Genomic DNA, 21,568 nt, shown 5'->3' with positions numbered 1-21,568 from the left:
CTCACCATCTGCGGAACGAAGTCGTATAGCAGTTTATCGCGGCGTCGCCTCTAAGAGTGCGTCGAGTTTGCTGCGGTCGATTGCCGGAGCCGCATCGGGTGGTGGCGTTTGCGTTCGTTCGGACTTGGCAATCTGATCCACGAACTCTTGGAACCGTGGATCGTCGGTTATGCTCTGACGCCCCAGTCGCGCCTGTTGGAGAGCGTCCTCCTTGAGGTTTCGTTGCAATAGCCGGTCGATATACTCGACTCGATAATCTGCTTCGTGCGGTGCCAGACGGATGGCTTGTCGGTAATGCTCCTGGCCATCGCTGGTATTATCTAACACAAAGTGTATCCGCCCTAACAGCGCTTGGCATGCCGCTCGTTGACCCATTGACTCGCCATCATCGCAATGAATGACAGTGAGCGCGTGGCGGAGAAACTGAAGATCGGGTTGGTCCCACTGCAGCGCGTCTGATGCTGCCAATCGCATCGCCTCGGAATTGTCTGGGATAACGTCGGCAATGTTGAGTTGCGGCGTTGCTCGCAGCAATTCCATCACGCGCGGAGTGAATTGGTGGTCTGTCTCCACTGCAGAGCGGAGCCCCATTGCCGCAGTGTCAAAGTCTCCACGCGCGATCGACGATTGTCCCAATGCAAACTGTCGCATCGAATTTCCGTTATAGAAAATGAGCAGTTGCTGAGCAGCTTTGTGAGCGACGACGTCCAGTTCCGAAGACGCGATATTCCCATTGGCGGCGCCGCTGGCGATGATCGTCGACAGCCTCATCAGACTGCCACGTGGTGTCTGGGCGAGTGGGCAGATCTGCAGAGCATCGATGCTTGTATCCCAGGCATCTGTGTAATGCTGCCAACTTGACATTGACTCCAACCGCTGCGTAGTGGTGTTCGGAGGGTATGGACGCTGGCGATTCCGCAAGTCCGTTTGCTGGTAAATTTCACGCATCTGCACATTGGACTGCGGACGCCACTCCTGAGTTTCGGCGATGTGCGCGCGATCTCGCTGGACCTTACTCAATCGCATCAGCAGCAACGGCGAAGGATCAGCAGTCACCCGTTGGCTGAGCACCTCCTCCATTTTCGCGAGGGAATTAGGATTGAGCTGCCACTGCGAGTACTCTTGATTCAATCTGCTGAGCATCGAATCGGTGATCGCGTCCTGCTTCAAGCCGGGCAGGACGAAAATCGCGAGGGCAACCATCGCTACGGCCAGAACAAATGACGACACGCGAGTGAAGGACCCGCCTTGCCTCGCAACCCATCCACGTACGCCCGCTGACGGCACGGGTTCCGGTGGGCTCTCAAATGCTGCGTCGTCATGGAGTCGATCGTCATGATACGATGTAAACATGGAGGTCCAACTTGAACTGCCACCACCATTCGCTGTGTCGCGGGAAATGATCGCAGTGCCAAGGAGAACTGCGATGATCAGGTTCGCCGGCAGGGCCAAACCATAGTCGAAAAACTGAGAGACCAAGATGGCCGCGATCGCATACCATCCCGCGACTCGGATGCCCTGATCGAGCGGATCTACAGACGCCGACAAGCGTTTTAATGACACCAATAACAGAGCTAGAAGCATGACACCGACGGCCACACCGACCAGCCCGGTTTCAACAAGCGTCTCCAACCACAGATTGTCGGCGTGTTCGTACCACGCACTTGGCGAGTAATGCTGATACGGCAGGTAAGCGTAGGCGTAGGTGGACAGTCCGGCGCCCCCTGGCAAGTATGCCCTGGCGGCGCGCCAGCCGTCCTGCCAGTGAAGTATTCGCCCGTCACTTTGGAGCGTATCGGCATGACGGGAAAATACTTCCCAACGCTGTAGTGACTCGAGGTTCAAATCCATCGGCGTAATCAAGATCGTGACGGAGATCGCCAGCACGACCATCAGAATGGGGAGGCTGATCAGACCACGACGAGGGCGAACGTAACCGAACGCCAGCGTCATCCCGAACAATGCCGCGACCAGTCCTCCACGCGATCCATTGATCAGCAATCCTGCCATGCACGTGGTCGCCGAAAGAAGCCCGACCATGGATTCTCGATCTGTGATCAACGAGAATAAATCATTGAATTCGAACTCCGGAGTATCCAGTTCGATTTGGTGCAAAGCCATCATCCGCCAGGACAGCAATCCCAGACTAGCAGCCATCCCAAAATTCAACATCAACGCCGCATTGTTCCGATTGACAAATCCTCCGAAAGAGTGCGGTCTCGGTTGGAATATCCAGAGGTCAGCCGTGGGATCGAGTTTTCGGTAAACCCCCAAGATCGCAACGCTGGCTCCCGCAATCGCAACGGCGCTGAGCAGCATCTTCAATCGTGAGCGGGCATGGAAGACGATGGATCCTGCCCAGCACAAAGGTAGCAGCAGTACCAGCACCGCAGCAGCATGTGCGGTGTCGTAGGGCGAGACGGATAGTGAGATCAGGTCAGCCCGATGCGATCCTGGAACCTCGGCACCGGTGCGATATCCATCCAGCCATTCTGTGTAAGCCGCGTACGACCCCGGACTCAGCCACGTCACCACGCTTGCCGGCATCGAGTGACTCTGCACACAAGCCCAACAGGCTAACAGTCCCAACGGCAATAAAATCGCATGCTGGCGAACGCCAGTCGAGGCCGTGTTGTCAGTCAATCCCGGTAACGCCAAAAACGTCGCCAGCAATATTCCGATCGCTGCCAGGTATTGACTCCAGTGATAGATTCCGCCGAAATCGACCGCCAACATGATTGGAATCGCCACCATCAAAACAGCGGAAGTCCATAGGCAAACATTTCGCAGTGAGGAAAACAATGGAACCCTTGGCAAATAGAGGAAATGACATTAGTCGAGCAATTGCTCATTCCCGTATTGGCGTCGTCCTGCCGCCGTGAAAGTCCGTCGGATCCACAGCAGCAGGTTGCCGTTCACGCGATGATCTATCTCCCTTTATCCCAAAGTTTGCTTCATAAAGCGACCCACGCTTGCGCGGGAATCGCAACTTCGATGGTTGGTATGTGCTTTAAGTGCGATCGCGATCAGGTGGGGCCTGCTCATCGCATTTTTTGCACTGCAGCAGTTGTCCGATCATCGATTGACGACCCTCAAGAGTAGTCACCCAAGGGCGACTCATCCAAGGCGGATTGTGGCGCACATGCTGGTTGTGCCCGCAAGCGAGTTCAGCAACCCAATGTTGTTCGTCGTCGCAATGGTATCCCGAGATGGGTTGGTCCATAAAAATCGAATGCTCTCCTGAAATGGGACGCGCCGTCGTTGTGGATGAGTTAGCAGTTTAAATCATTGAGGACCGGCTGGTGCAATCGCGGAACCATCATCCTGCGGGCCCACGCGGACGCTCCCATGCATCACCCACAAACCAAACCCGTGCCTGCGGTCCGCGTTGGCGGTGCTGTACGGGGTGAGTATGTCGCGTTTCAACCAATACTTTCTAGGTGTTCAACCAGGAGTCAACTTCCGCTCGGTCGCAACATGCACCTTGACGTGCAGGACAGAACGTGTACCTTTGTGTGCAGATATGCGGTTTCACTACATTTCAGGTACAAGGACACTGGACGCAATGCTGAGCGAAAAAACTATCCAAATTGTTAAGGAAATCACCCCGGTAGTGGCCGCGAACGCGGAGGCCATCACGACGCGGTTTTATCTGCGGATGTTTGAAGGCGACCCCGACGTGCAGTCATTCTTCAATCAAGCCCACCAACACTCCGGTGGGCAGCAGAAGGCATTGGCCGGTGCAATTTGTGCTTACTTTACCCATATCGACAATCCTGCCGTGCTGATGCCAGCGGTGGAGTTGATCGCGCAGAAGCATTGCTCGCTCGGCATCAAGCCAGAGCATTACCCGATCGTGGGCAAGCACCTACTGGCGGCGATCAAGGACGTGATGGGCGATGCAGCGACCGATGAGATTATCGCAGCAGTCGCGGAGGCCTATGGTTTTCTGGCCGATATTTTTATTGGGCGAGAGGGTTCGATCTACGAAGAACAAGAATCCGCCCCTGGAGGCTGGAATGGCTACCGCACCTTCGTGGTCGATCGCAAGATTCCCGAGAGCGATGTTGTGACTTCGTTCTATTTGCGTCCTGAGGACCAAGGGCCACTGCCACCCTTTCGACCGGGGCAATACATTACGGTTCACATCGACCATCCTGTCACACCCACGTCTCCTCGCAACTACAGCCTGTCGGATCGGCCAGGCGTCGATCACTTTCGGATCAGTGTCAAACGTGAAACGAGGCTACATCCTGAGGCGCCCGATGGTTTAATTTCCAGTCATCTGCATGATGAGGTTGAAGAAGGTCATCGACTGAAAGTCGGGCCACCTTGCGGCGAATTTACTGTGGATCTGGAGAAATCCAATGGACGCCCCATCGTGCTACTCGCCGGAGGAATTGGAGTAACACCGCTGCTGTCGATGGCCAAGTCGATTGTGCACGCCCATCCAGATTCTCCGGTGTACTTCCTCCAAGCTGCTCGCAATAGCACTGTGCATGCCTTTGCCGACGAGATCAAGAGCTTGCAGTCACTCAGTTCGAACATGCACACTAAGGTGCTCTACGACGCGCCCCTCGACGGTGATCTGGAGAATGGCCGATGCGACGGGACTGGTTTTGTCACCACGGACCTGCTGCGTCAATGGACGCCCTACGCTGAGGCGGAGTTTTATTTCTGTGGACCCAAACCGTTCATGCAGAACATCCATGCTTGCTTACGCGAACTCGGGGTCGACGAGCATCGCGTTCGTTACGAGTTCTTCGGACCGAAAGAAGAACTATCGTGTCCTGTTTGAGTTCGCGGCGGCGACATCAGAATCGCTATACTTCGGTTCGCTTGCTACAGAATTACCTAGCCCGGTGTCGCAATTGAGCTTCAAACATCTCGCGCCGACTACCCGAGTGACGTAGACTGCCAGGGGGTACCGGTGCTGCAACAGGCCTCAATTTTCGAGTGACCTAATATTAACGGTAAGGGAGCACGAGTTGAGGAAACGAGAAATCGACCAAAAGGCGGCAATCATGATCGTCATTGAACACTTCGGAGACGTTTTGCCTGGCACCAAATGTTCCGCGGTGTTCTTTGACGAGGAGAAGATTCGCCGGGAGAGAGAGTTTTATTCAAAGCTTTACAGCGAAAACGGTGTCCACGATCTCGATGTCCTTCGATCAATGGTAGCCGCCAATGTGCCTGCTGATCCTTACTGGTTAGTGTCTCTGAAATCGGGTGGTGGCGCCCTCGGAGAAGTCACTCGCCTCCACCGCGTGGACGATCGCACCGGTAAGGTGCTGGCCGATGACTTGTCCAGGCCAAGACGAAACGATTTCTGACTGGTGGTGGTTTGCGGGCATCTTCCCGTAGGCCCGTTCGATGCCCACTTGGCGCAGCGGTTCCAGTCTTCCGAGTACCTCGTTCTCGGTTGCCAACCCATGGTGTCCCATGAATCGGTAAACGGTTGGTCCAGCTCCGCCCGTGCCGCCGACCGAGTGCCTGGCCCACGTTAGACTTTGGCGGAAGTATCAGAGTGCAGTTACAACACATACGGCCACCAACGGACGGAAGTGTGGACGGACTTCGCCAAGCTAATTCTCGACGCCGCTTACGAAGCCACGCTGCTCGCCGCAGTCCTCAATGCATCCCGCACCGGCGTCAACGTTATCTACCTCACCATGCTCGGCGGCGGTGTGTTCGGCAATGAGGATGCTTGGATCCTCCAATGGCTCGCTTAAAAAGAAAGTTGTGGTGGAGTTCACTGGTGATCGTTGCGACGCTGTTCAGCGGCTTGATAGAGCTTTGCTAATTGGATCATCACCGGTTCGAGTTTGGCTCGGTAGGCGGCGGCGTCGAGAGTGAGTTTTTGTTGACGTAGCTGCTCAAGTTGAGCCTCCAGGTCGTCGCGCTGCGCTAATTCGGACTGGGTAAAGGGGAGTCTGGTGTTGGAGGGGGCAAGGGTTTGGCGAGATGCGGCGCGGCCATCCAGAGGTGTATTGTCTTTGGCTTTGGCGATGGGGCGGGTGCCGCGGAACATCGTAGCGGGCGTGCCACGGGCGTCGGCGTTGTCATCGATCAGGGCGTGTTCAGTGCTGATTCGGCCAGCGGTTTTATAGAACTGTTGGGTTTCGGCACTCGCTCTTAGAAACGCTTCTTGGATTGATACCTCGTCGTCATGGTCCAAGTCGGAGTCTGGTGAAGCAATCGCTTTGGCAATGAATTCGCCGAAGCGAGCAAAGTTCTGCTCGGTGCCGCTCTTGGTCGCGGTGACGATGATCCGGTTCGGACCTGAAAGTTGATTGATAAACGGACCACTGGACGACGCGCAGTTGATAATGACCACGGGGCGTTGGGCGTCTTGCAGCCACAAGGCAAAATCAGCGGCGGACACATCGGGGCCGCGGAGGTTGAACTTGGCAGTGTTCTGCGAGAACGTTCCGTGACCGATGAGTACTACCCAGAGGGGTTGATCCGATTGAGTGGACGCGGTTTTCATCGTTTCATGCAATAAAGTTCGGTCGTCCGAATCATCAAAACCGGATTCACCGATCGTGATTGTCGATGCGGCCGCGTTCTCGGATACTTCACGCCAGGTGGCGGCCCAATCGGAAAATTGTTCGCCGTATTCAGGCGTGCCGGATGCGCCCACGACGATGACCATGTCGGCTTGGGGTACGGCTGGCGTTTGTTCCGTTTCAGCGGCATCAGCTCGGTAAGTAAATGTGAGTAGGCAGAACGTAGTGAGCAGCGTGAGGCTGTGTATGGAGATGGCACGGCGCATGGCGGGGTGGTGGGCGGCGGGTTTGGTATGCATGAATCGAGTGTCCAAGTATTAGTCGATCATGGGCGTCGAGGAGTGAATAATTGCAACGCTGATGAAGGAAATATGATGGGTATCAATCAACTAGCCGGTTAACGGCCGCCTCAGGTTTTTTCCTCGGGACGAGAAGTATCCACAGGACTGGAGGTAAAACCTGCCGACTCTTTCGACGTGCCGTGGGTTTGTGGGAAGATTGCGGTATTTCGACCCTGATTGGCTGGGCGGGTGAAGTACGGAGATCATGCCAATCCCTTCCATCGCCGGAGGCCCCATTCGCAGCACAAGCACAGCATCGCGACTAGCATGACCCAAGGGTGGTGCCATATGGGGTAGACGATGGCCTCGGTTACAGGGACTTTTTTCTCGGGTAGCTCGCTGGCGAACTGGTCCAGACGGTCATCGCGTATGATTTCCCCACCGGATTGGCTCGTTATCCTCTCCAGCAATTCGCGATTGAGCTGCAAGTCGCGGAATTCGGCCGCATTGGACTGAGCCGTCCAACCTGCAGTTGCGGAGCCGATGGGGCTCCCATCCGCAGCTTTCAGATTTGCGACGACGCGATAACCGCCTGGTTCGCGCGACCAATACGTCGCGGTGTATTCACCAGCCGCCGAGTCGTTGGCTCGCGCTGCGATCTTGAATGGATCGCCATTAAGGGGCGTGATCTCTAGCTCCACCGTCGCATTGTCTAGCGGGAGATAGTGTTCGTCGCGGGCGGTGGCAATGATCCTCACCGGCTGACTGGGGTCGCGGCTTGCCTCAATGCGGACTTCTGCACGCTTAGGAACTTCATTGACGAGCCAGTGCGTGATCTGTCGCCAGGCTTGCGCGGGGTCATCGCGGTCGCGAGCTTCGCGGTGCATTGACCATCGCCACAGGTCCGCAACGGGAATGGCGGCAGCGCGACCTTTCCCGAAACGGTGAGCGACTAGGGCTGGAGCCGATTGCCCGTCGGTGGATTCGACTGTCGCGAGTGCGGAGGCGCCGGGCTTCACGTCCCCGACCAAATTAAGTGTCGTAAATGGCGGCATCGCTTCGATCCGTTGTCGCTCGGCGGACTCGTTGTCACGAAGGCGAACCCACGGTTGCAACATGCCTTCACGCGTGAAGGCGAGCCGAAAGGCGCCCGAGCGTCCACGCGTCGTACCGCGGGCAGCGTAGACCGGTGACAACTCGCCCAATGGCGTGTCACCGAATCGCTTGTCAGCAAACATCTCTTGTCCGCCCAACATCAACAGCCCGCCACCTCGAGTCGCAACGAATTGACGCAGCAGCAACATCTGATCTTGCGTGAAGAATTCCGGGTCGATGTCGTCCAAGATCACACCGTGATAGGCGAATAACTCTTCTGCGGACTCAGGAAACCCATCGCTGAGTTCCTCGGATTCGTTGACGCCCAATCGCAAGATGACCGGTTCGTCGTACTGAGCCGCAGCGTCTTCGGCGTCGGAGCCCAGGCCCGCAAACAGTGGATTGGTTTCGTTCACGCCACGATCGCGAAAGCTAAATTTGGCTTCCCTGTTCGCAATCCGTAGTAAACCAACGAGCTGGACCTCAGCGTCTTCTTGGAGAGCGCGGCGGATGAATTTGAACTCCCAATTGGGACGGCCGGCAACATACAGGACGCGGTAGGGGCCTGATGCGCGATTCACGGCTACAATTTGCCGGTTGTTAACAAGCGTTGCCTCATCAGAGTCGATCGCTGAGAGTTGGGCAGGGACGCGTTTGTCCGGCTGAGTTCCGTCCTCACGCGGCAGCTCGGCGTCCACCGCAGATTCTGGATTGCCCGACGGAGGGGAAATGGGCTGCTCAAGCGTTCCTCGATCCGACTCGCGAAAAACGTTGACCGTAAAAAACTGCAGTCCGCTCGACTCGGGGCGAAACCGGAAGCGGACTTCCTGCGTTTCGACCTCGGTCGTCGTAGTGACAGTCTGTTCTTCAATCACTTTGTTCGTCGTAGCGTCCCGGAGCTGGACGATGGCTTCGCTTGCACCAAACGCTGAGGCATCAACGTCAACTCGCACTGTCAGCGGGGCCGATTCAAAATCGGTCTGCGCGGCACTGACGTTCGCGATCCGCAAGTCGCGTACTTCCTCGTCCTGCTTGGGAAGCACGGCGTAGATTGGGAACCCCAGTTGACTCCAGTCAAAGTCAGGCGGTGGAGCATCCGTCATGTTCCCATCGGTGAACAGCAGCACGCCGCCGACCGGCCGATCCGCAAACCGTTCGGACAGGTTATTGAGACTGCCGAAAAGCGACGACACATAGCCATCGGCCGCCAATTCGGAGGGGTGATCGATCGCCTCCAACCGGGCGTCGAAAGCGTACGTGCGGACATCGAACGTCTGCGCAAGCCGGACCCGCCACGGAGCATCATCGTGGAGCAAGTCTGCCACCTTCTCGCTACGTGTTTGATTGCTGCCGGTTGGTTTCAGCCGCATGCTTTGGCTATTGTCAACCAGAACTGGTAGGACATTGGCGTGCGGTCGCGGCCGTGTGCCGCTACGCAGCGGCTGTAGCAAACACACCGCCAACAAAATGACTGCCGCCAGCTTGAGCAACCCGGCGACTACACGAATGGATGCCGTGGTATTCCGGTGAGCGTAATTCCAGAGGATCAACGACGCGAGCACCGCGACAATCGCGGCTGCCGGGACAGCCCACCCTGGTGCCCCCCATAGCAGTTGGCCCGGTTCGGCTTCCGCAGTGGCAGCCAGGGCAGTCGTGACCCAAGTCGAGAACGGCACGGCCATTAGTTCCCGCTCCCCAGGCTCTCGTAGTACTGCCGCACCGCTTCGGTAAACTCGGCGGGCACGGGATCCCGATCAATCGGGACTGGCGCGTGTTTCTCTGCCGAACGCCGGACCAATTCCTCGGCGACATCTCGCTTCAGTTCCCGCAGCGGTTCAGCAATCATTTTCTCGACGGTGGACCACTGCGGCTCTTGGGAATGTCGACGAAAATCGAGACGAACCTCTCGCGCTCGATCACGAATGCGAGCCGCCTGCGAACGGAGCTCTGGATCATCAACCATCTCCTCGACGTCCCGTAAGCGATCAGACCAGTCTTGGAATCCATCTCCCGTTAGCGGCGACCCGCCCGGCGTGTTGGCTGCGTACTGGCTCAACGCTCCACCTTCGCCACGACCTTCGGAGTTAGGGCGTGCCTCGTTTTCTCCCTGGGATCGATTTTCACTGCCCCCACCATTTCCGCGCTGCGCCGCCGGCGATGTTTCGGCGGGGTCGCCAGGCGTCTGACCGCTTCCTTGCCCTTGCTCTTGCCCTCGAGCTTGACCCGGTGGTTGGTTATCGCCTGGCGGTTGTCGCTCACCGCTGTCCGAGGCTTCACCTGGCTGAGGCTGTTGCCCCGCAGTGGCCTGACGCTGTCCAGCCTCGCTGGGTTGGCCCGACGGCTCACCCCCTGGCTGCGTCGCCCCGTCGTCGCTGGGTTGTCCGTTCTGTTGGTCTTGCTGCTGCGCGTCGGTTGGACCGGAGCGGTCAGGGGTGGATTGATCGATTTCTTCATCCAGACTCTCTGACAACCGCTCCAACTCCCCGAGTGCCCGTTGGAGGGCCTCGGTTTCATCTCCCAGCACGGACTCGGCGGCATCTTCGAGATCCTTCCGCAGCTCCTCAATGCCCTCGCCCGCTTCACGCTGAAATTCACGAGCTTGAGGGTCGAAACCGCGGTCCAGCAATTCCGAAGTTCCCTGCAATCGCTCTTCAATTTGTCGCTGCTTGGTTCTGCGGTAAGAATCGTAGAGTTTTTGGGCGAGCAGCGGCTCCGCCAATTCGGCCTCCTCGACCGTCTCCTGCATTTGCTGAAGCAATTCGCCGAGGCGTTCCTCTTGGTCCTCCAGTGTATCGAGAATTTGCTCACGTATATCTCCGCTGCGGAGTCCCGGCTGATCGTTTTGATCGACCTCCTGCATTTGCTCGGCGAGTTGTTCTTGTTGTTGACTCAACTCCTGAGCTTCGTTTCGCATTTCGCGAACAGAATCATTGAATTCGCCTGCGGCGCGCTGTCGAAACTCATCCCGCATCTCCTCGAACTCACGCTCGGCGCGTTTGCCAGAGGTCAGGGCTTCGGCAGCGTCTGATTGCTGCAACGCCTCGGCCGCTTGACGAACATTTTCCCGTGTCTGCTCTAACTTTTCAGATGCTTCCTGCATGGTCTCTTGGTTTTCGGGCTGCTGCATTCGTTCGGCTAGTTCATCAGTTTCCCGCAAAAGATCTTGCTGTTGCTCGCGGAGACGTTTCAGTTGACGCTCGACTTCCTCCCGCTCTTGCTCGGTATCGGCCTGCTCCAGTGCCGACTGTAGCTGGGCGAGTTGCTTATTCAGGTCCTCCTGGCGGCGGGCCAGTTCGCGAAGCCGATTGAGTACTTGACGGACTTCCCGCTGTTCCTCTTGAACTTGCGTCTCCTGCGCTTGCTGCTGTGTTTCGTAGCGATTCTCGTCCTGTTCTAGCTCCAGCTCATCGAGTTGTTGCTGGCGTTGCTGGGCGGACGAACTCGAACTGCTTTGTTGTTGCTGTTGCTGAGACTGGACGACTTCAAACTCGCGAGAACGAAGATTCAGCAGCGCCCCGTAGGCGGCTTGCTCGGCCACCATTGCCGGAGCGAGCGGCTCCGGAACGTCGTCGGCTTCTGCCGCGGTGAGCTTGGCCATCGCAGTCTGCATGTGCTTTCGCACGAGGTCTACGAACCCTTCCGATTGTGGATCTTGAATGGTTTCGGCCAAGTCCTCCAGCATCTCGATCGCTTGCGCCTGCGATTCCATGAGGAGCAGGACGTCACTGCTAAAGTCCTTTGTGGGCGGGTTATTACCTTCACGCCGAACGACCGTCCAGGTGGCATTGATGATCTCCTTTTGCAGTTCAGCCAATTCCTGGGCCTGCTCAGCGTTCTGACTTGACTGACTGGCCTGTTGTGATTGAGGGGACTGACCGCCTGGCGGTGGCTCACCCTCACGATAGATTTCTTCGAAGGGGCGTACTTCGGCAAAATAGAGATCAGACTGAGTGCGGCGCGGCTGACCGTCAGGACCGATGTCGTCTGCCCAAAAGTGGTAGGACAAGAGTTGATCGGGCTCAGCGCCGAGCCTCTCGAATTCGACTAGATGATCGACTTGTTTCTTTTCACCTCGACCGATTGATTCTGCCAGAGTAACGTCTTGCGGAGGTTGATCGGCGAACAGATAGGTCAGGCCGATCTGTGTGACGCCAAAGTCGTCTCGAACTTCCGCCGCGATCGGCAGTTCCTCAAGCGGCGAGACGCTCACGTCCCGCGCGACCGCGAGCTTTAAGTCAGGCGGCCGATTGGCCAGGACCCGAGCGATGAGTTCGGGTGGATGCTTATTCTCACGTCCCTCGTTGTCGATTAACTTAACTGTGAAACGCTCTGTCTCCTGAAGGTCGATCTCTGCGGACAGTGCGCCGGGGTTATCTGCGTCGCTGTGTAGGGTAATCCGCTCGCCGTCCTTCGCGACCAGCTCACCGCGGGATTCAGGTTTGTTGACGAAACAGATCCATTTGACACGAGTGCCTTCGACAGCCGAAACGCGGACGGTATCTTCGACTCGCTTGTCAGCCAATCCGGTATATTCGGGGTAGTCGAGATAAGCGTCACTGCGCACGACCGCAGGAAACTCGAACACGTCGACTTGATACCGTTCACTCTGCCAATCAACGCCCTCGATTTGATAGGTGAGCTCCTGATCAACTGAGGCCAGAAAACCGCCCACAACGGGATCGGCCAAGTTCCGTTTCATGGCAATGCGTCGCTCGCTGCCGTCTGCTGCAGTGCAGATTAATTCGGCTTCACTCGGAACTGTGTCGGTTTTCAACCCGCTGAACCGTGCCGTGATGACCAGGCTGCTGCCACGCTCGACTTCAGTGTTTCCTGGTTCAACGACGACCTTCCATACCGGCTCAATTCGTGAGGCAACGGCTTGAGATTGCTGAGCGGGATGCGACGTCATGAGCAAGCCCAGCACGACGGCCCAGATTCCCGTTGCGCCAATTCCTAGTATCCGACTCCATTTCAAGCGTCGTTCCGGGACGACATCGCCCCAAGCGTGACTGCGCGCATGATCACGCACCTCCTTGAACACACGCTGCTGCAAGTAACCCAGTGGTTGCTGTTTGTCTTCAGTCTGGCTCAAGGCCGTGAGCAGCCGCTGATCCAAATCGGGGTAGCGGCTTTCGATTTGCGAAGCAACTTGACGCGGATTGCGGTAGCTCGAGCGTGCCAATAGAGCAACAATGATGAACAGAATTCCTGTGCCGATCAGCAGTCCAAGAGCCAATTCGGTTCCGCTACGTTGGTGCGACTCAGCGTAGCTCAACAGCGCGATACCGATCAGTGCGCCCGTGAATGCTACGATTGCCCCAAGTTGCCAGCGGCGAACGGCGCGTAGGCGTCGTGTCACGGCATTGATTCGGTTGAGCAGCTTATCGTGCATCGTTAAACCTCGCAGCAATCGGCGTAGGGTAGTGGGCCGGCCGCGATTTGCTGAGCAGACCGCCAAGTAACGTTTCTAATCCGAGGAGTGCCAAGGCAGCCACCAGTAACCATTGCCACAATCGTTGCCGCCCCTCCAGTTCAAGGTCACGAAGTTGACGCTCGCTGGCTAACTCGACTGCAGTTGACGGGGTAGACCCTAATTTGATGCCGAAACGCTCCAAGGCATCCGCTCCGATCGTGTCAGTCAGACTCTCGGCGCTCTCAATATTGACTGCCATGCTGCGCGTCGAGTCGCCATCGCGGATCGAGTAAATCCCAGGCTGATCGAAGGTGCTGAAATCAGACGGATTTTGGATGGCGACCATCTGTCCATCCGGCAGTGTGATCTCTGCGGTCGGCGAGGGCTCCAGAGAAAGCTGATCACCCACCGAGAATAGATTGCCACTGTTTGGAAATCCCTTACTGGCGTCGAATAGTCCAAAGATCAACGGAATGAACTTGGTCGACAACGCCAGTTGGCTCGCTTCCGGTTGCCAGCCTGCGGCCAACACCCACATCGTGCCGTCACCGATGGACTGTTCAACCAAGGCGGGATCTCCATCGTCAAATTGAGCCAGGATATTCCACTTTTCCGGAAGTTGCGTGAGTGTCCGATGGGACCAGAAGCGAATCTTCGTGAAATCGTTAAACTGGGGATCTGACATGCTCGCGAACAGGGGATGACGAAAGTTGATTCGTGAAAGCATCACATAATCACTTACCGAAGCTTCATTAATCAGCAATTCATCCACTCCCGCGATTGATCGGAGGGAGACCGTCGACGCCTCGTGCATGTCTTCCCTGGCGAGGACGTACAACAGTTGCCCTCCCGAACGGACGTACTCGCGCAACAACCCTGCTGTATCCGTGGAACAGGGCTCGGTCACCACCACTAACGGTACGTCCTTCGAATCAGGGACTTTCTTCAGGTCATCCGGCGACATCGACTCGATGGACACTGTTCTGCGGCTCGTGTTGAGAGGCACGCGCTGCAGGTAATAGAGCAGGCTACTGCGTGGATTCGGCGTCATCGAACTAGGACGGCCGTCCGAACCGCTGACAGTGTCCGGCTTGCCAGCGTTTGAGGGATCAGCACCCAGATACAGGAGTGACAATGATTCCGGCTGCGGACTGACGATGTACCAAGTGTTGTCGAAGTCGTGGTCGTCGCCTTCCAGCTTCAATGCGGTGGCACCCGGGGCCGGCTCCGGCATCCGCATCACCCGAGACTCACCTGGGGGTACCTGGATCGGCATTCCCGAATCCTCAAGTTCCACGCCCCCCGAATTGGCCCAGCTGACACGAAACGACGATTGATCGGCGCTGGCAGAATTGGACACGCGAATACGAACTCCATCCTTCGTCTCCGGCGCACTGTCTGGCATCGTCAGTACCTGGGCCGATGCGTTGGTTCGCCGATCTGAAAACACTCGGCGAATGTCGAGGCTCAGCTGGTCGGGCCAAGCGAAAACCTGCAGGCTTTCGATATTGCTACCGACCTGCATATCGGTGACGACGATCAGCGTCGCCGGCCCGCTGCGGTGGGAGGATTCGCTGGTTGAGAGTTCCGAAGTATTCTCGCTCAGTAGTTCGCGGTCAGCGGGTTCGTAAGTCACCGCCAAGTCGGCTGCAAACGCAATTGCACGGCCTAGGTCGGTACTGGCCCAGGTGGGGGCGCTCTCAACGAGCGCTGCATTGACCGATGATCGCATCTGAGCGGGCGTCAGGCGACTGGTTTGATCGAATTGCAACAGCGTTGTGGGTTCGTTGTCAAAGGCGACCAAGGCAATCTCGTCACCGGGGCGGAGGTCGGACAAGACTTCGTCGACTTGCGTCTTGGCTTGATCCCAGAGACCTGCACGCTGCATGCTGGCGCTCCGATCCACGGCGATCACCATCCGCCGTCCTGGCAAATCTGAATCGGCGGTTGTTGCACTGCGCAAGTACGGCCGGGCAAAGGCAGCCGCCATGAGTAACAAAGCCAGTGCGCGGATCAAGAGCAGTGGCCAGTTATCCAAGCGGCTCCGCCGCGTTAATTTCGGCGGGGTAGGGCGCAAAAACATCAGCGAGCTGAACTTGACTTCGCCGCGCGGTCGGCGGCGGATCATGTGGAATAGGATCGGCAAGCCGATTGCGAGTGCGCCTGCGAAGTAGAGCGGTGCGAGCAGGCTCACGTGGCACCTCCAGATCGATGGGCGCTGGCCAGCATCCCACCCCGCGCCGTCCGGGCGCTGCGACGTTGCTGCGAATTGACCAGATGAAAAAGTACCTGCTCCATAGGCTGGTCAGTTGTGATGGGGAAATAGTCGACGCCCAGTGCATCACAGATCGCCTGGATCTGCCGTCCGTGCTCGTCAAAGCGTTTCACGTAGTCGCCTCTGGCCGCCTCGGGATCAATGTAAATCTCTTTGCCAGTCTCTAGGTCGACAATCATGCTGGGTGAGTCGAGTTGCAGTTGCGTTTCAGCGGGATCGTTGACCCGCAAGATCATCACCTCGTGCCCGCGTGATCTCAGATAGGCTAGGTTCGTCCGCAGCGACTCTGGCGGAGCGAGCAAGTCCGAGACGAGGATCACCAGGCCACGCCGGCGAATCAACGATGCAATTTGCCGCAATGGTCCATCCAGGTCCGTCCCGCTGCCGCGAGTCTCACGCGAAAGTGCAACAAATAGCTGACGCAGATGACCCGGCCGATTTCTGGCGCTGATGAAGTCGCCGATCGTTTCATCAAAAGTCATCAGTCCAACGCTGTCTCGCTGCAGAGTGAGGTAGTAAGCGAGCGTTGCGACCATCGTTCGCGCATATTCGATTTTGGAGTAATCGAGCGAGCTGAAACCCATCGATTGACTTTGGTCGAGAACCAGATAGCAGCGACGATTTGTTTCATCCTCGAACTTCTTGATGAAATAACGGTCGCTACGGGCAAACAGCTTCCAGTCGAGCCCGCGGAGATCGTCGCCAACGCTATAGGGGCGGTACTCGCTAAATTCAACTGAATAGCCGTGGAAAGGACTGCGGTGCAGACCGTTGTAGAATCCTTCCACGACCGCCTTGGCGCGGAGCTGTAGGTCTTTGATGCGCATCACCGCGAGCGGATCGATCTGGGTGGCACCATTGGTGCCATTGGCACCTCGATCCGCTGATCGCTTACTGTTCGCTTGCTTGTTCGCAACGCGACTGTTCTCGTTGCTTGGCTGACCGATAGTTGGGCTTGCGCTGGCCATGAGAATCCGATCAGGAAGCCGAGGTCGAAACATTCGATAACAATTGGTCGATCACATTTTCGATCGTGATACCTTCAGCTTCCGCCTTGTAGCTGAGTAGCACGCGGTGCCTCAGCGTGGGGTGGGCGAGCGCCCGAATGTCATCCATGCTCACATGTGCTTTGCCATTGAGGAGAGCACGAGCCTTTGCGCCTAACACCAGAGTTTGAGCAGCTCGTGTTCCCGCGCCCCAACTCACCCAGTTGTCGATGAAGTCGGGTGTGCCTTCACGTCCTGGCCGAGTGGACGCTGACAAGCGAACAGCGTACGCACCGACCTCATTTGCAATCGGCACCTTACGGACAGCCTCGTGGAATCGGATCACGTCCTCACCCGTGAACAAGGGCTCAATCGCCTCGGGCCGCGACGAAGTCGTCCGTAGTACGACCGCAAGCTCATCCTCTTTGGGCAAGTAGTCGATCATCACGTTGAACATGAAACGATCAAGTTGAGCCTCCGGGAGCGGGTACGTTCCCTCCATCTCGATTGGATTCTGTGTGGCTAATACGAAAAACGGCTCCTCCAGTTTATGTCGCCTTCCGGTCGCGGTGACTTGGTGCTCCTGCATCGCCTCAAGCAACGCGGCTTGAGTTTTCGGCGGCGTACGATTGATCTCGTCAGCGAGAATCACGTTGGCGAAAATAGGACCTTTGACGAACTGCAACTGGCGGCGTCCATCCTCGGACTGCTCAAGAATCTCCGTGCCCGTAATGTCAGCCGGCATCAAGTCAGGAGTAAACTGGATGCGTTGGAAATGAAGGTGAAATACTCTCGCCACGCTGCTGACCAATAGTGTTTTGGCGAGTCCCGGAGCGCCGGTGATCAGGCAATGACCACCTGCAAACAAACAGATCAACAGCTGTTCAATGACATCCTGTTGACCGACGATCACTTTGGATAGTTCACGGCTAATCTGCTCTCGTCCCGTGCGGATTTGCTCCACAACACGGGCTTCCTCTTCGAGGGACATGGTTTCCACGGTCATCGGCAAAAGAACTTTTAATCGAGGTTTCGGGGGCGTCTCAAGTTTCGCGGCGATCCATACGAGATAACATTGGTGGCGGCTAGCACCGGCGTTTCAGCAGTCGTGGATCGTTCGGACTCGTCCGAGTGGGAATCAGTCGGTGGCCGCTAGCCGCGTTCTACTGGACGCTTAGAACTGCGGCTATCTTGACGAAGGTGAAGCATCGCACGTTGGTATGTTAGTGAGTGTTCCTCGCTGCTGGCGATAGGAAACCGGGGCTAGCGCTGACCGGTTGATTCAAGGTGCAACAAGTTTGTGATGTTTGTCAATGCGTCATGGCATAAGTCACAATATTGATTCCCATGGGATAGGCTTTTTTGACAGAGAACTCTTCGAAGTACCACTGGTCCTCGCCTTCACGCTCCCAGCCGTCACCGAGATCGGTGTTGTGACAGATGAAAACCATGATGCGGTCTTCGTCATCATAGATGGCCCGATAGTGCGGAATCGAGTTGTCACTTCCGTCCCACGTTTGCTCCCAGGTGCCGATGCTGCCATCGTAGCCGCGGCGGGCGGCATTGATGGCAGGCACCTGAGGTTTTTCCTTCAAATCGTAAACGCAGTGAAAAATTTCGTGCGACAGTGGCACTTCCTGGGGAGTGCGATCGGGAAAGACTCGTTGCAGTTCCTGTCTCAGGTTGTCGTACTGCGAGTCACCCCAAAAATCATCCACCATCAAGAAGCCACCGTTAAGACAATAGCGGCGTAGGGCTGCAACCTCGGCCTCATTGAACATCAGCGAACCGGGTTCGATAATGTAGATAAACGGATAATCGAACAGCTCTTCATCTGTCAGTTCCAAGACCTTTGGTTCAGGGTTGACTTTCAAAGTCGTTAGCTGCTGCAGACGAAGTGAGAAGTTAAGATCGCTATCGCGGTAGTCGGTGCGCCAGCCGCCACCACCTCGTCCACGTCCCCGGCCGCCGTAGGACTCGTACCTGATGCGTACAAACGTGAATAGGTCACCTTTGAAATCCTCGTCCACTTCCCAGTCCGGGACACCATTGCGTTCGCTGGAGATCCCGTCGCGCCACCATCCGCGCTGCGCTGCGGCAACACCGGAAAGCAACATCGCCAACACCGCAAGGCCAAGCACCAATTTTCGAGATGGAGTACGTGCGATCATGGGCTCTCCTCGCTGGGATCTGGTGCGGTTTGCTCCTCGGCAGCCGAAGACGCAGGTGTTTCCTCAGCTAAATGTAACAACAACCGATGGGCGTCGCGGTAGCGGGGGGCTTCTTCGAGTGCCCGTAGCACGTGCTGTCTGGCTTGATCGGTTGAACCCATCGTCGCCAGAGCCTGGGCGAGGCGAAAGTCGAGAGCAGCAGGATCGACGGGGTCCATGTTGGCGAGCGCGCGCAAGGATCGCACGGTATCCTTAGGCCGATCAAGTTCGTCAGCCGCCCGCGCCAGTTGTTCGTGGCCGGTTGGCAGCAATGGATTGATCGACAAGACGTCTCCGGCGTAGTTGGACAATTGATCCCATTCTTGGTTTTCGACGGCCATCTCCATTAAACGCCGCAATGCCGGTAAAGCATCGCTGGAAAGTGAAACAATTATTTCGAGTGTTTCGCGTTCTTGCTGTGGCTGGTTGGTGGCGTGATAAACGTCAGCCAACATCTCCAACGGGCCACCTCGCTCGGCAGTCACCGCATCTAGCTCCCGCAGGCGTTCGAGGGGAGCCTGCGCCTCTTCCCATTGCTTTGCTGCGAAATATGCTTCGGCGAGACCTCGTAGAGCCCAATAATTATCAGGATGTTGCTCGCTCCATGCTTGCAGCTGATCAAGCGACGCCTGCTCGGGGAGGTCGCCTTTCGACCAGTCGACTTCCGGAGCAAATGCCTCCGCTCTCTGGCGAGCGAAATCAGCAAATTCACTATCTAATTTCCCAAGTGATCCTGCGGAACGAACAAGCGCATCATTGATGGGCAGGCCATCTCCCAGGTCACCGAGTATCTGTTTCAATGCGTCCATCCCGTGACGCTCGATTAAAAATTCGACGACAAGCGATGACTCAAAGTACGCAAATTGCAGATGTGTCGGTGACGGTGGGCTGAGGAATGCGGCGCTCAGGTTGCTCACCCGCGTCAGTTTTTCATCCAGCAGCATTGCACGATACTGCGGCGTCATTGATTCGCCCCAAGACGGATCACGCTGCCGCTCCTCGTAAACAGAAATCCCCTCGCTGAGCCAACGTGGCATTCGATTCTTGGTTTTCTCCAGCGTGACCACGTGGCAGAATTCGTGCCAGAGCACGCTGCGCCAATTGCTAGGTCGTGGCCCCTGTGAGGCTGGGCTGTTTGCGGTAATAACGCGACCAAAGCAAACGCCTAAGAAACCGGCTCCTCCTGGTAATCCAAAGGTGCGAATAGCGAAGTCTTTTTGTTCAGGAAAGATCTCAACAACGATCGGCGCCGTGGGTTCGACGTCGTACTTGGTGCACAGGACGGACTCGGCTTCGGTCAATAACTCCAGCACCGCGTCACCATAGATCTCAGCTTCCTGGCGATCCATCCGTACGTGGATGTCGCCCATTTCCAAAACACTGAACTTTTGCAGCCGATCGTGAAGCGTGATTAGGTTGTGTGCAATGACGTTGTACTCGTCGTCTGCGGCGACTTCATGGGCGAGCTCCCAACCCACATCGTCATAGCCCAGACGGAGCAGGTCTTGGGCTAATTGAAAACTTGCGGTGGTGTAGTTGGGGTCTAGCTCGAGCGCGGCACGTTGATATTCGGAGCCCTCCTTGAAGCGATACTTTTGAGACAGCTTGAGGCCGATCAGGTGATCCACCTGCGGGTTGGCTGCCCACGTGCTCAGAGCCGAGGCGCGCATCAAAGCCTCGATATCCTCGTTACCCGCTAAGTGAGCCAGCACTGCCCGTAACGCCCAGGCTTGTTGCTCGTGGGGATTAATCGCCAGGATCTCTTGCAGGGTAGATTCCGCCGCGTGGTATTGTTCCCGATCAATGGAACGATCAGCAACGAACAACAAGCTCGGTACGTGTCGCGGATTGAGCGTTAAAGCCTGGGAAATCGCTTTGGCCGCCTTTTCGGCATCACTCGATTCCCAAGCCCGAGCCAACAGATAGTGAACGCGTGGGTCGGTCGTCTCGATGCGTTGGGCCTGCTGCAACGTTTCCGCCGCGACTTTGAAATCCCCTTTCTGCAGCGCTAACTCCGCAGTCGCAATGTATGCCTCGACGAAAGTGGGGTCACTATCCCGGGCGCGATCATAAAACAGTTTCAAGATTTGACGAGCGTCTTCGCCACGCTCAGAGAAATAGCGACCGGCGGCGACTAGGTTATCGCGGCTGGCAAAACGGGCGGGAGCGGTTCGCAAGAGTTGGAGGATGCGAGCTTGAGATTCCTCAGCGAGCACAGGCAGGTTGTTAAACCGCATGACCCCCAGTCCCTGCACACGCAGTGACAGGCTGGTCGGATACCTTTGAATAGCATCCTCGTAGGTCTGCAGCGCAGCCGCATACTCTCCGGTGGTCATCTGGCAGTCGATGAGCAATCGCGGCCACCGCTCATTCCATGTTCCACGTTCGACTTCCGCAGCAGCAACTGCCGCAGCGTCCTCGTACTGACCGGCGAGAAACTGCTGCTGGGCGGCCAATAGATCGGCAGCGGAAACGATCGTAGTTGAGATCAGCGAAGGTCCGACAACTGTCGTCATCAACAGCACGATGCCTTGTAAAACGCATCGAGCGTTCGTGCAAATCGAATCTAAACTCGAACCAAGCATGAGTCTTCGGCTCCCCGTGAGAAGTGTTTCTGCCCTCGACATTCTAGCGTTACTCTGAGCTGACAGTTGCCAAACTCAGCGGTGACACCAAAAAATCATCAAATCTATTGCAACGTCTCAATACGATGATGCTTCACGACGCAGCAACGAGTTTGCGACTCACATTCAGCAGGACGTATCCGACTGGCCGCCGAAGACGGCTTCGTTGAAAAGA

The 21,568-nt window shown here is 56.7% G+C and carries 13 protein-coding genes; 3 read left to right on the top strand and 10 right to left on the bottom strand.

The features are described 5' to 3' along the window. Nucleotides 1–33: 33 nt before the first annotated feature. Together Poly21_RS23900 and Poly21_RS23895 are read right to left on the bottom strand one after the other, a co-directional pair. A complete protein-coding gene (locus tag Poly21_RS23900) occupies nucleotides 34–2,802 on the bottom strand; it encodes an O-antigen ligase family protein (protein WP_146409598.1) in 2,769 nt (922 codons plus the stop codon). A gap of 208 nt (nucleotides 2,803–3,010) precedes the next feature. Beyond that, complete coding sequence (locus tag Poly21_RS23895) at nucleotides 3,011–3,223, bottom strand: DUF3565 domain-containing protein (RefSeq protein WP_146409597.1); 213 nt, start codon at nucleotides 3,221–3,223, stop codon at nucleotides 3,011–3,013. Nucleotides 3,224–3,565: 342 nt separating this feature from the next. Between Poly21_RS23895 and hmpA the strand changes: the two genes are divergently transcribed. The 3 genes from hmpA to Poly21_RS23880 all read left to right on the top strand — a co-directional run bounded on the left by hmpA (nucleotide 3,566) and on the right by Poly21_RS23880 (nucleotide 5,732). Then, nucleotides 3,566–4,798, top strand: a complete 1,233-nt coding sequence (hmpA, locus tag Poly21_RS23890) for an NO-inducible flavohemoprotein (RefSeq protein ID WP_146409596.1) — start codon at nucleotides 3,566–3,568, stop codon at nucleotides 4,796–4,798. A 226-nt stretch (nucleotides 4,799–5,024) separates the two neighbouring features. Further along, on the top strand, nucleotides 5,025–5,333 hold the full coding sequence (locus Poly21_RS23885) for a hypothetical protein (RefSeq protein ID WP_302120424.1): 309 nt from the start codon (nucleotides 5,025–5,027) through the stop codon (nucleotides 5,331–5,333). Nucleotides 5,334–5,510: 177 nt separating this feature from the next. Further along, nucleotides 5,511–5,732 carry a hypothetical protein gene (locus Poly21_RS23880; protein ID WP_146409594.1) on the top strand — a complete coding sequence of 74 codons (222 nt, stop codon included), beginning with the start codon at nucleotides 5,511–5,513 and terminating at the stop codon, nucleotides 5,730–5,732. 20 nt (nucleotides 5,733–5,752) lie between these two features. Here Poly21_RS23880 and Poly21_RS23875 read toward each other — a convergent pair whose 3' ends face one another. From Poly21_RS23875 to Poly21_RS23840, 8 genes are all read right to left on the bottom strand, one after another. Continuing rightward, entirely contained in the window at nucleotides 5,753–6,808 is a 1,056-nt protein-coding gene (locus tag Poly21_RS23875) for a hypothetical protein (RefSeq protein ID WP_302120422.1), read from the bottom strand. 245 nt (nucleotides 6,809–7,053) lie between these two features. Next, nucleotides 7,054–9,561 (bottom strand): glutamine amidotransferase, encoded by a 2,508-nt coding sequence (locus Poly21_RS23870; protein ID WP_302120421.1) that lies wholly within the window; start codon nucleotides 9,559–9,561, stop codon nucleotides 7,054–7,056. A 5-nt stretch (nucleotides 9,562–9,566) separates the two neighbouring features. Then, nucleotides 9,567–13,277 (bottom strand): hypothetical protein, encoded by a 3,711-nt coding sequence (locus tag Poly21_RS23865; protein WP_146409592.1) that lies wholly within the window; start codon nucleotides 13,275–13,277, stop codon nucleotides 9,567–9,569. Continuing rightward, entirely contained in the window at nucleotides 13,267–15,492 is a 2,226-nt protein-coding gene (locus tag Poly21_RS23860; protein WP_146409591.1) for a BatA domain-containing protein, read from the bottom strand. Before Poly21_RS23860 ends, Poly21_RS23865 begins: the two co-directional genes overlap by 11 nt. Next, nucleotides 15,489–16,541 (bottom strand): DUF58 domain-containing protein, encoded by a 1,053-nt coding sequence (locus Poly21_RS23855; RefSeq protein WP_302120418.1) that lies wholly within the window; start codon nucleotides 16,539–16,541, stop codon nucleotides 15,489–15,491. Before Poly21_RS23855 ends, Poly21_RS23860 begins: the two co-directional genes overlap by 4 nt. Nucleotides 16,542–16,551: 10 nt before the next feature. After that, entirely contained in the window at nucleotides 16,552–17,550 is a 999-nt protein-coding gene (locus tag Poly21_RS23850; RefSeq protein ID WP_146409695.1) for an AAA family ATPase, read from the bottom strand. Nucleotides 17,551–17,869: 319 nt separating this feature from the next. Next, on the bottom strand, nucleotides 17,870–18,676 hold the full coding sequence (locus Poly21_RS23845) for a DUF4159 domain-containing protein (protein ID WP_436967522.1): 807 nt from the start codon (nucleotides 18,674–18,676) through the stop codon (nucleotides 17,870–17,872). A 50-nt stretch (nucleotides 18,677–18,726) separates the two neighbouring features. Then, nucleotides 18,727–21,285, bottom strand: coding sequence for a tetratricopeptide repeat protein (locus Poly21_RS23840; protein ID WP_146409589.1), 2,559 nt, complete (start codon nucleotides 21,283–21,285; stop codon nucleotides 18,727–18,729). Nucleotides 21,286–21,568 lie beyond the last annotated feature (283 nt).

It is taken from the genome of Allorhodopirellula heiligendammensis (assembly GCF_007860105.1).
Lineage (GTDB): Bacteria > Planctomycetota > Planctomycetia > Pirellulales > Pirellulaceae > Rhodopirellula > Rhodopirellula heiligendammensis.
This window is presented reverse-complemented; position numbering and strand designations above follow the sequence as displayed.

Coding starts and splice junctions, on each gene's coding strand:
- Poly21_RS23855 (WP_302120418.1), bottom strand. CDS start 16,541: ATGGCCAGCGCAAGCCCAACTATCGGTCAGCCAAGCAACGAGAACAGT.
- Poly21_RS23875 (WP_302120422.1), bottom strand. CDS start 6,808: ATGCATACCAAACCCGCCGCCCACCACCCCGCCATGCGCCGTGCCATC.
- Poly21_RS23850 (WP_146409695.1), bottom strand. CDS start 17,550: ATGTCCCTCGAAGAGGAAGCCCGTGTTGTGGAGCAAATCCGCACGGGA.
- hmpA (WP_146409596.1), top strand. CDS start 3,566: ATGCTGAGCGAAAAAACTATCCAAATTGTTAAGGAAATCACCCCGGTA.
- Poly21_RS23840 (WP_146409589.1), bottom strand. CDS start 21,285: ATGACGACAGTTGTCGGACCTTCGCTGATCTCAACTACGATCGTTTCC.
- Poly21_RS23885 (WP_302120424.1), top strand. CDS start 5,025: ATGATCGTCATTGAACACTTCGGAGACGTTTTGCCTGGCACCAAATGT.
- Poly21_RS23865 (WP_146409592.1), bottom strand. CDS start 13,277: ATGCACGATAAGCTGCTCAACCGAATCAATGCCGTGACACGACGCCTA.
- Poly21_RS23845 (WP_436967522.1), bottom strand. CDS start 18,676: ATGTTGCTTTCCGGTGTTGCCGCAGCGCAGCGCGGATGGTGGCGCGAC.
- Poly21_RS23895 (WP_146409597.1), bottom strand. CDS start 3,223: ATGGACCAACCCATCTCGGGATACCATTGCGACGACGAACAACATTGG.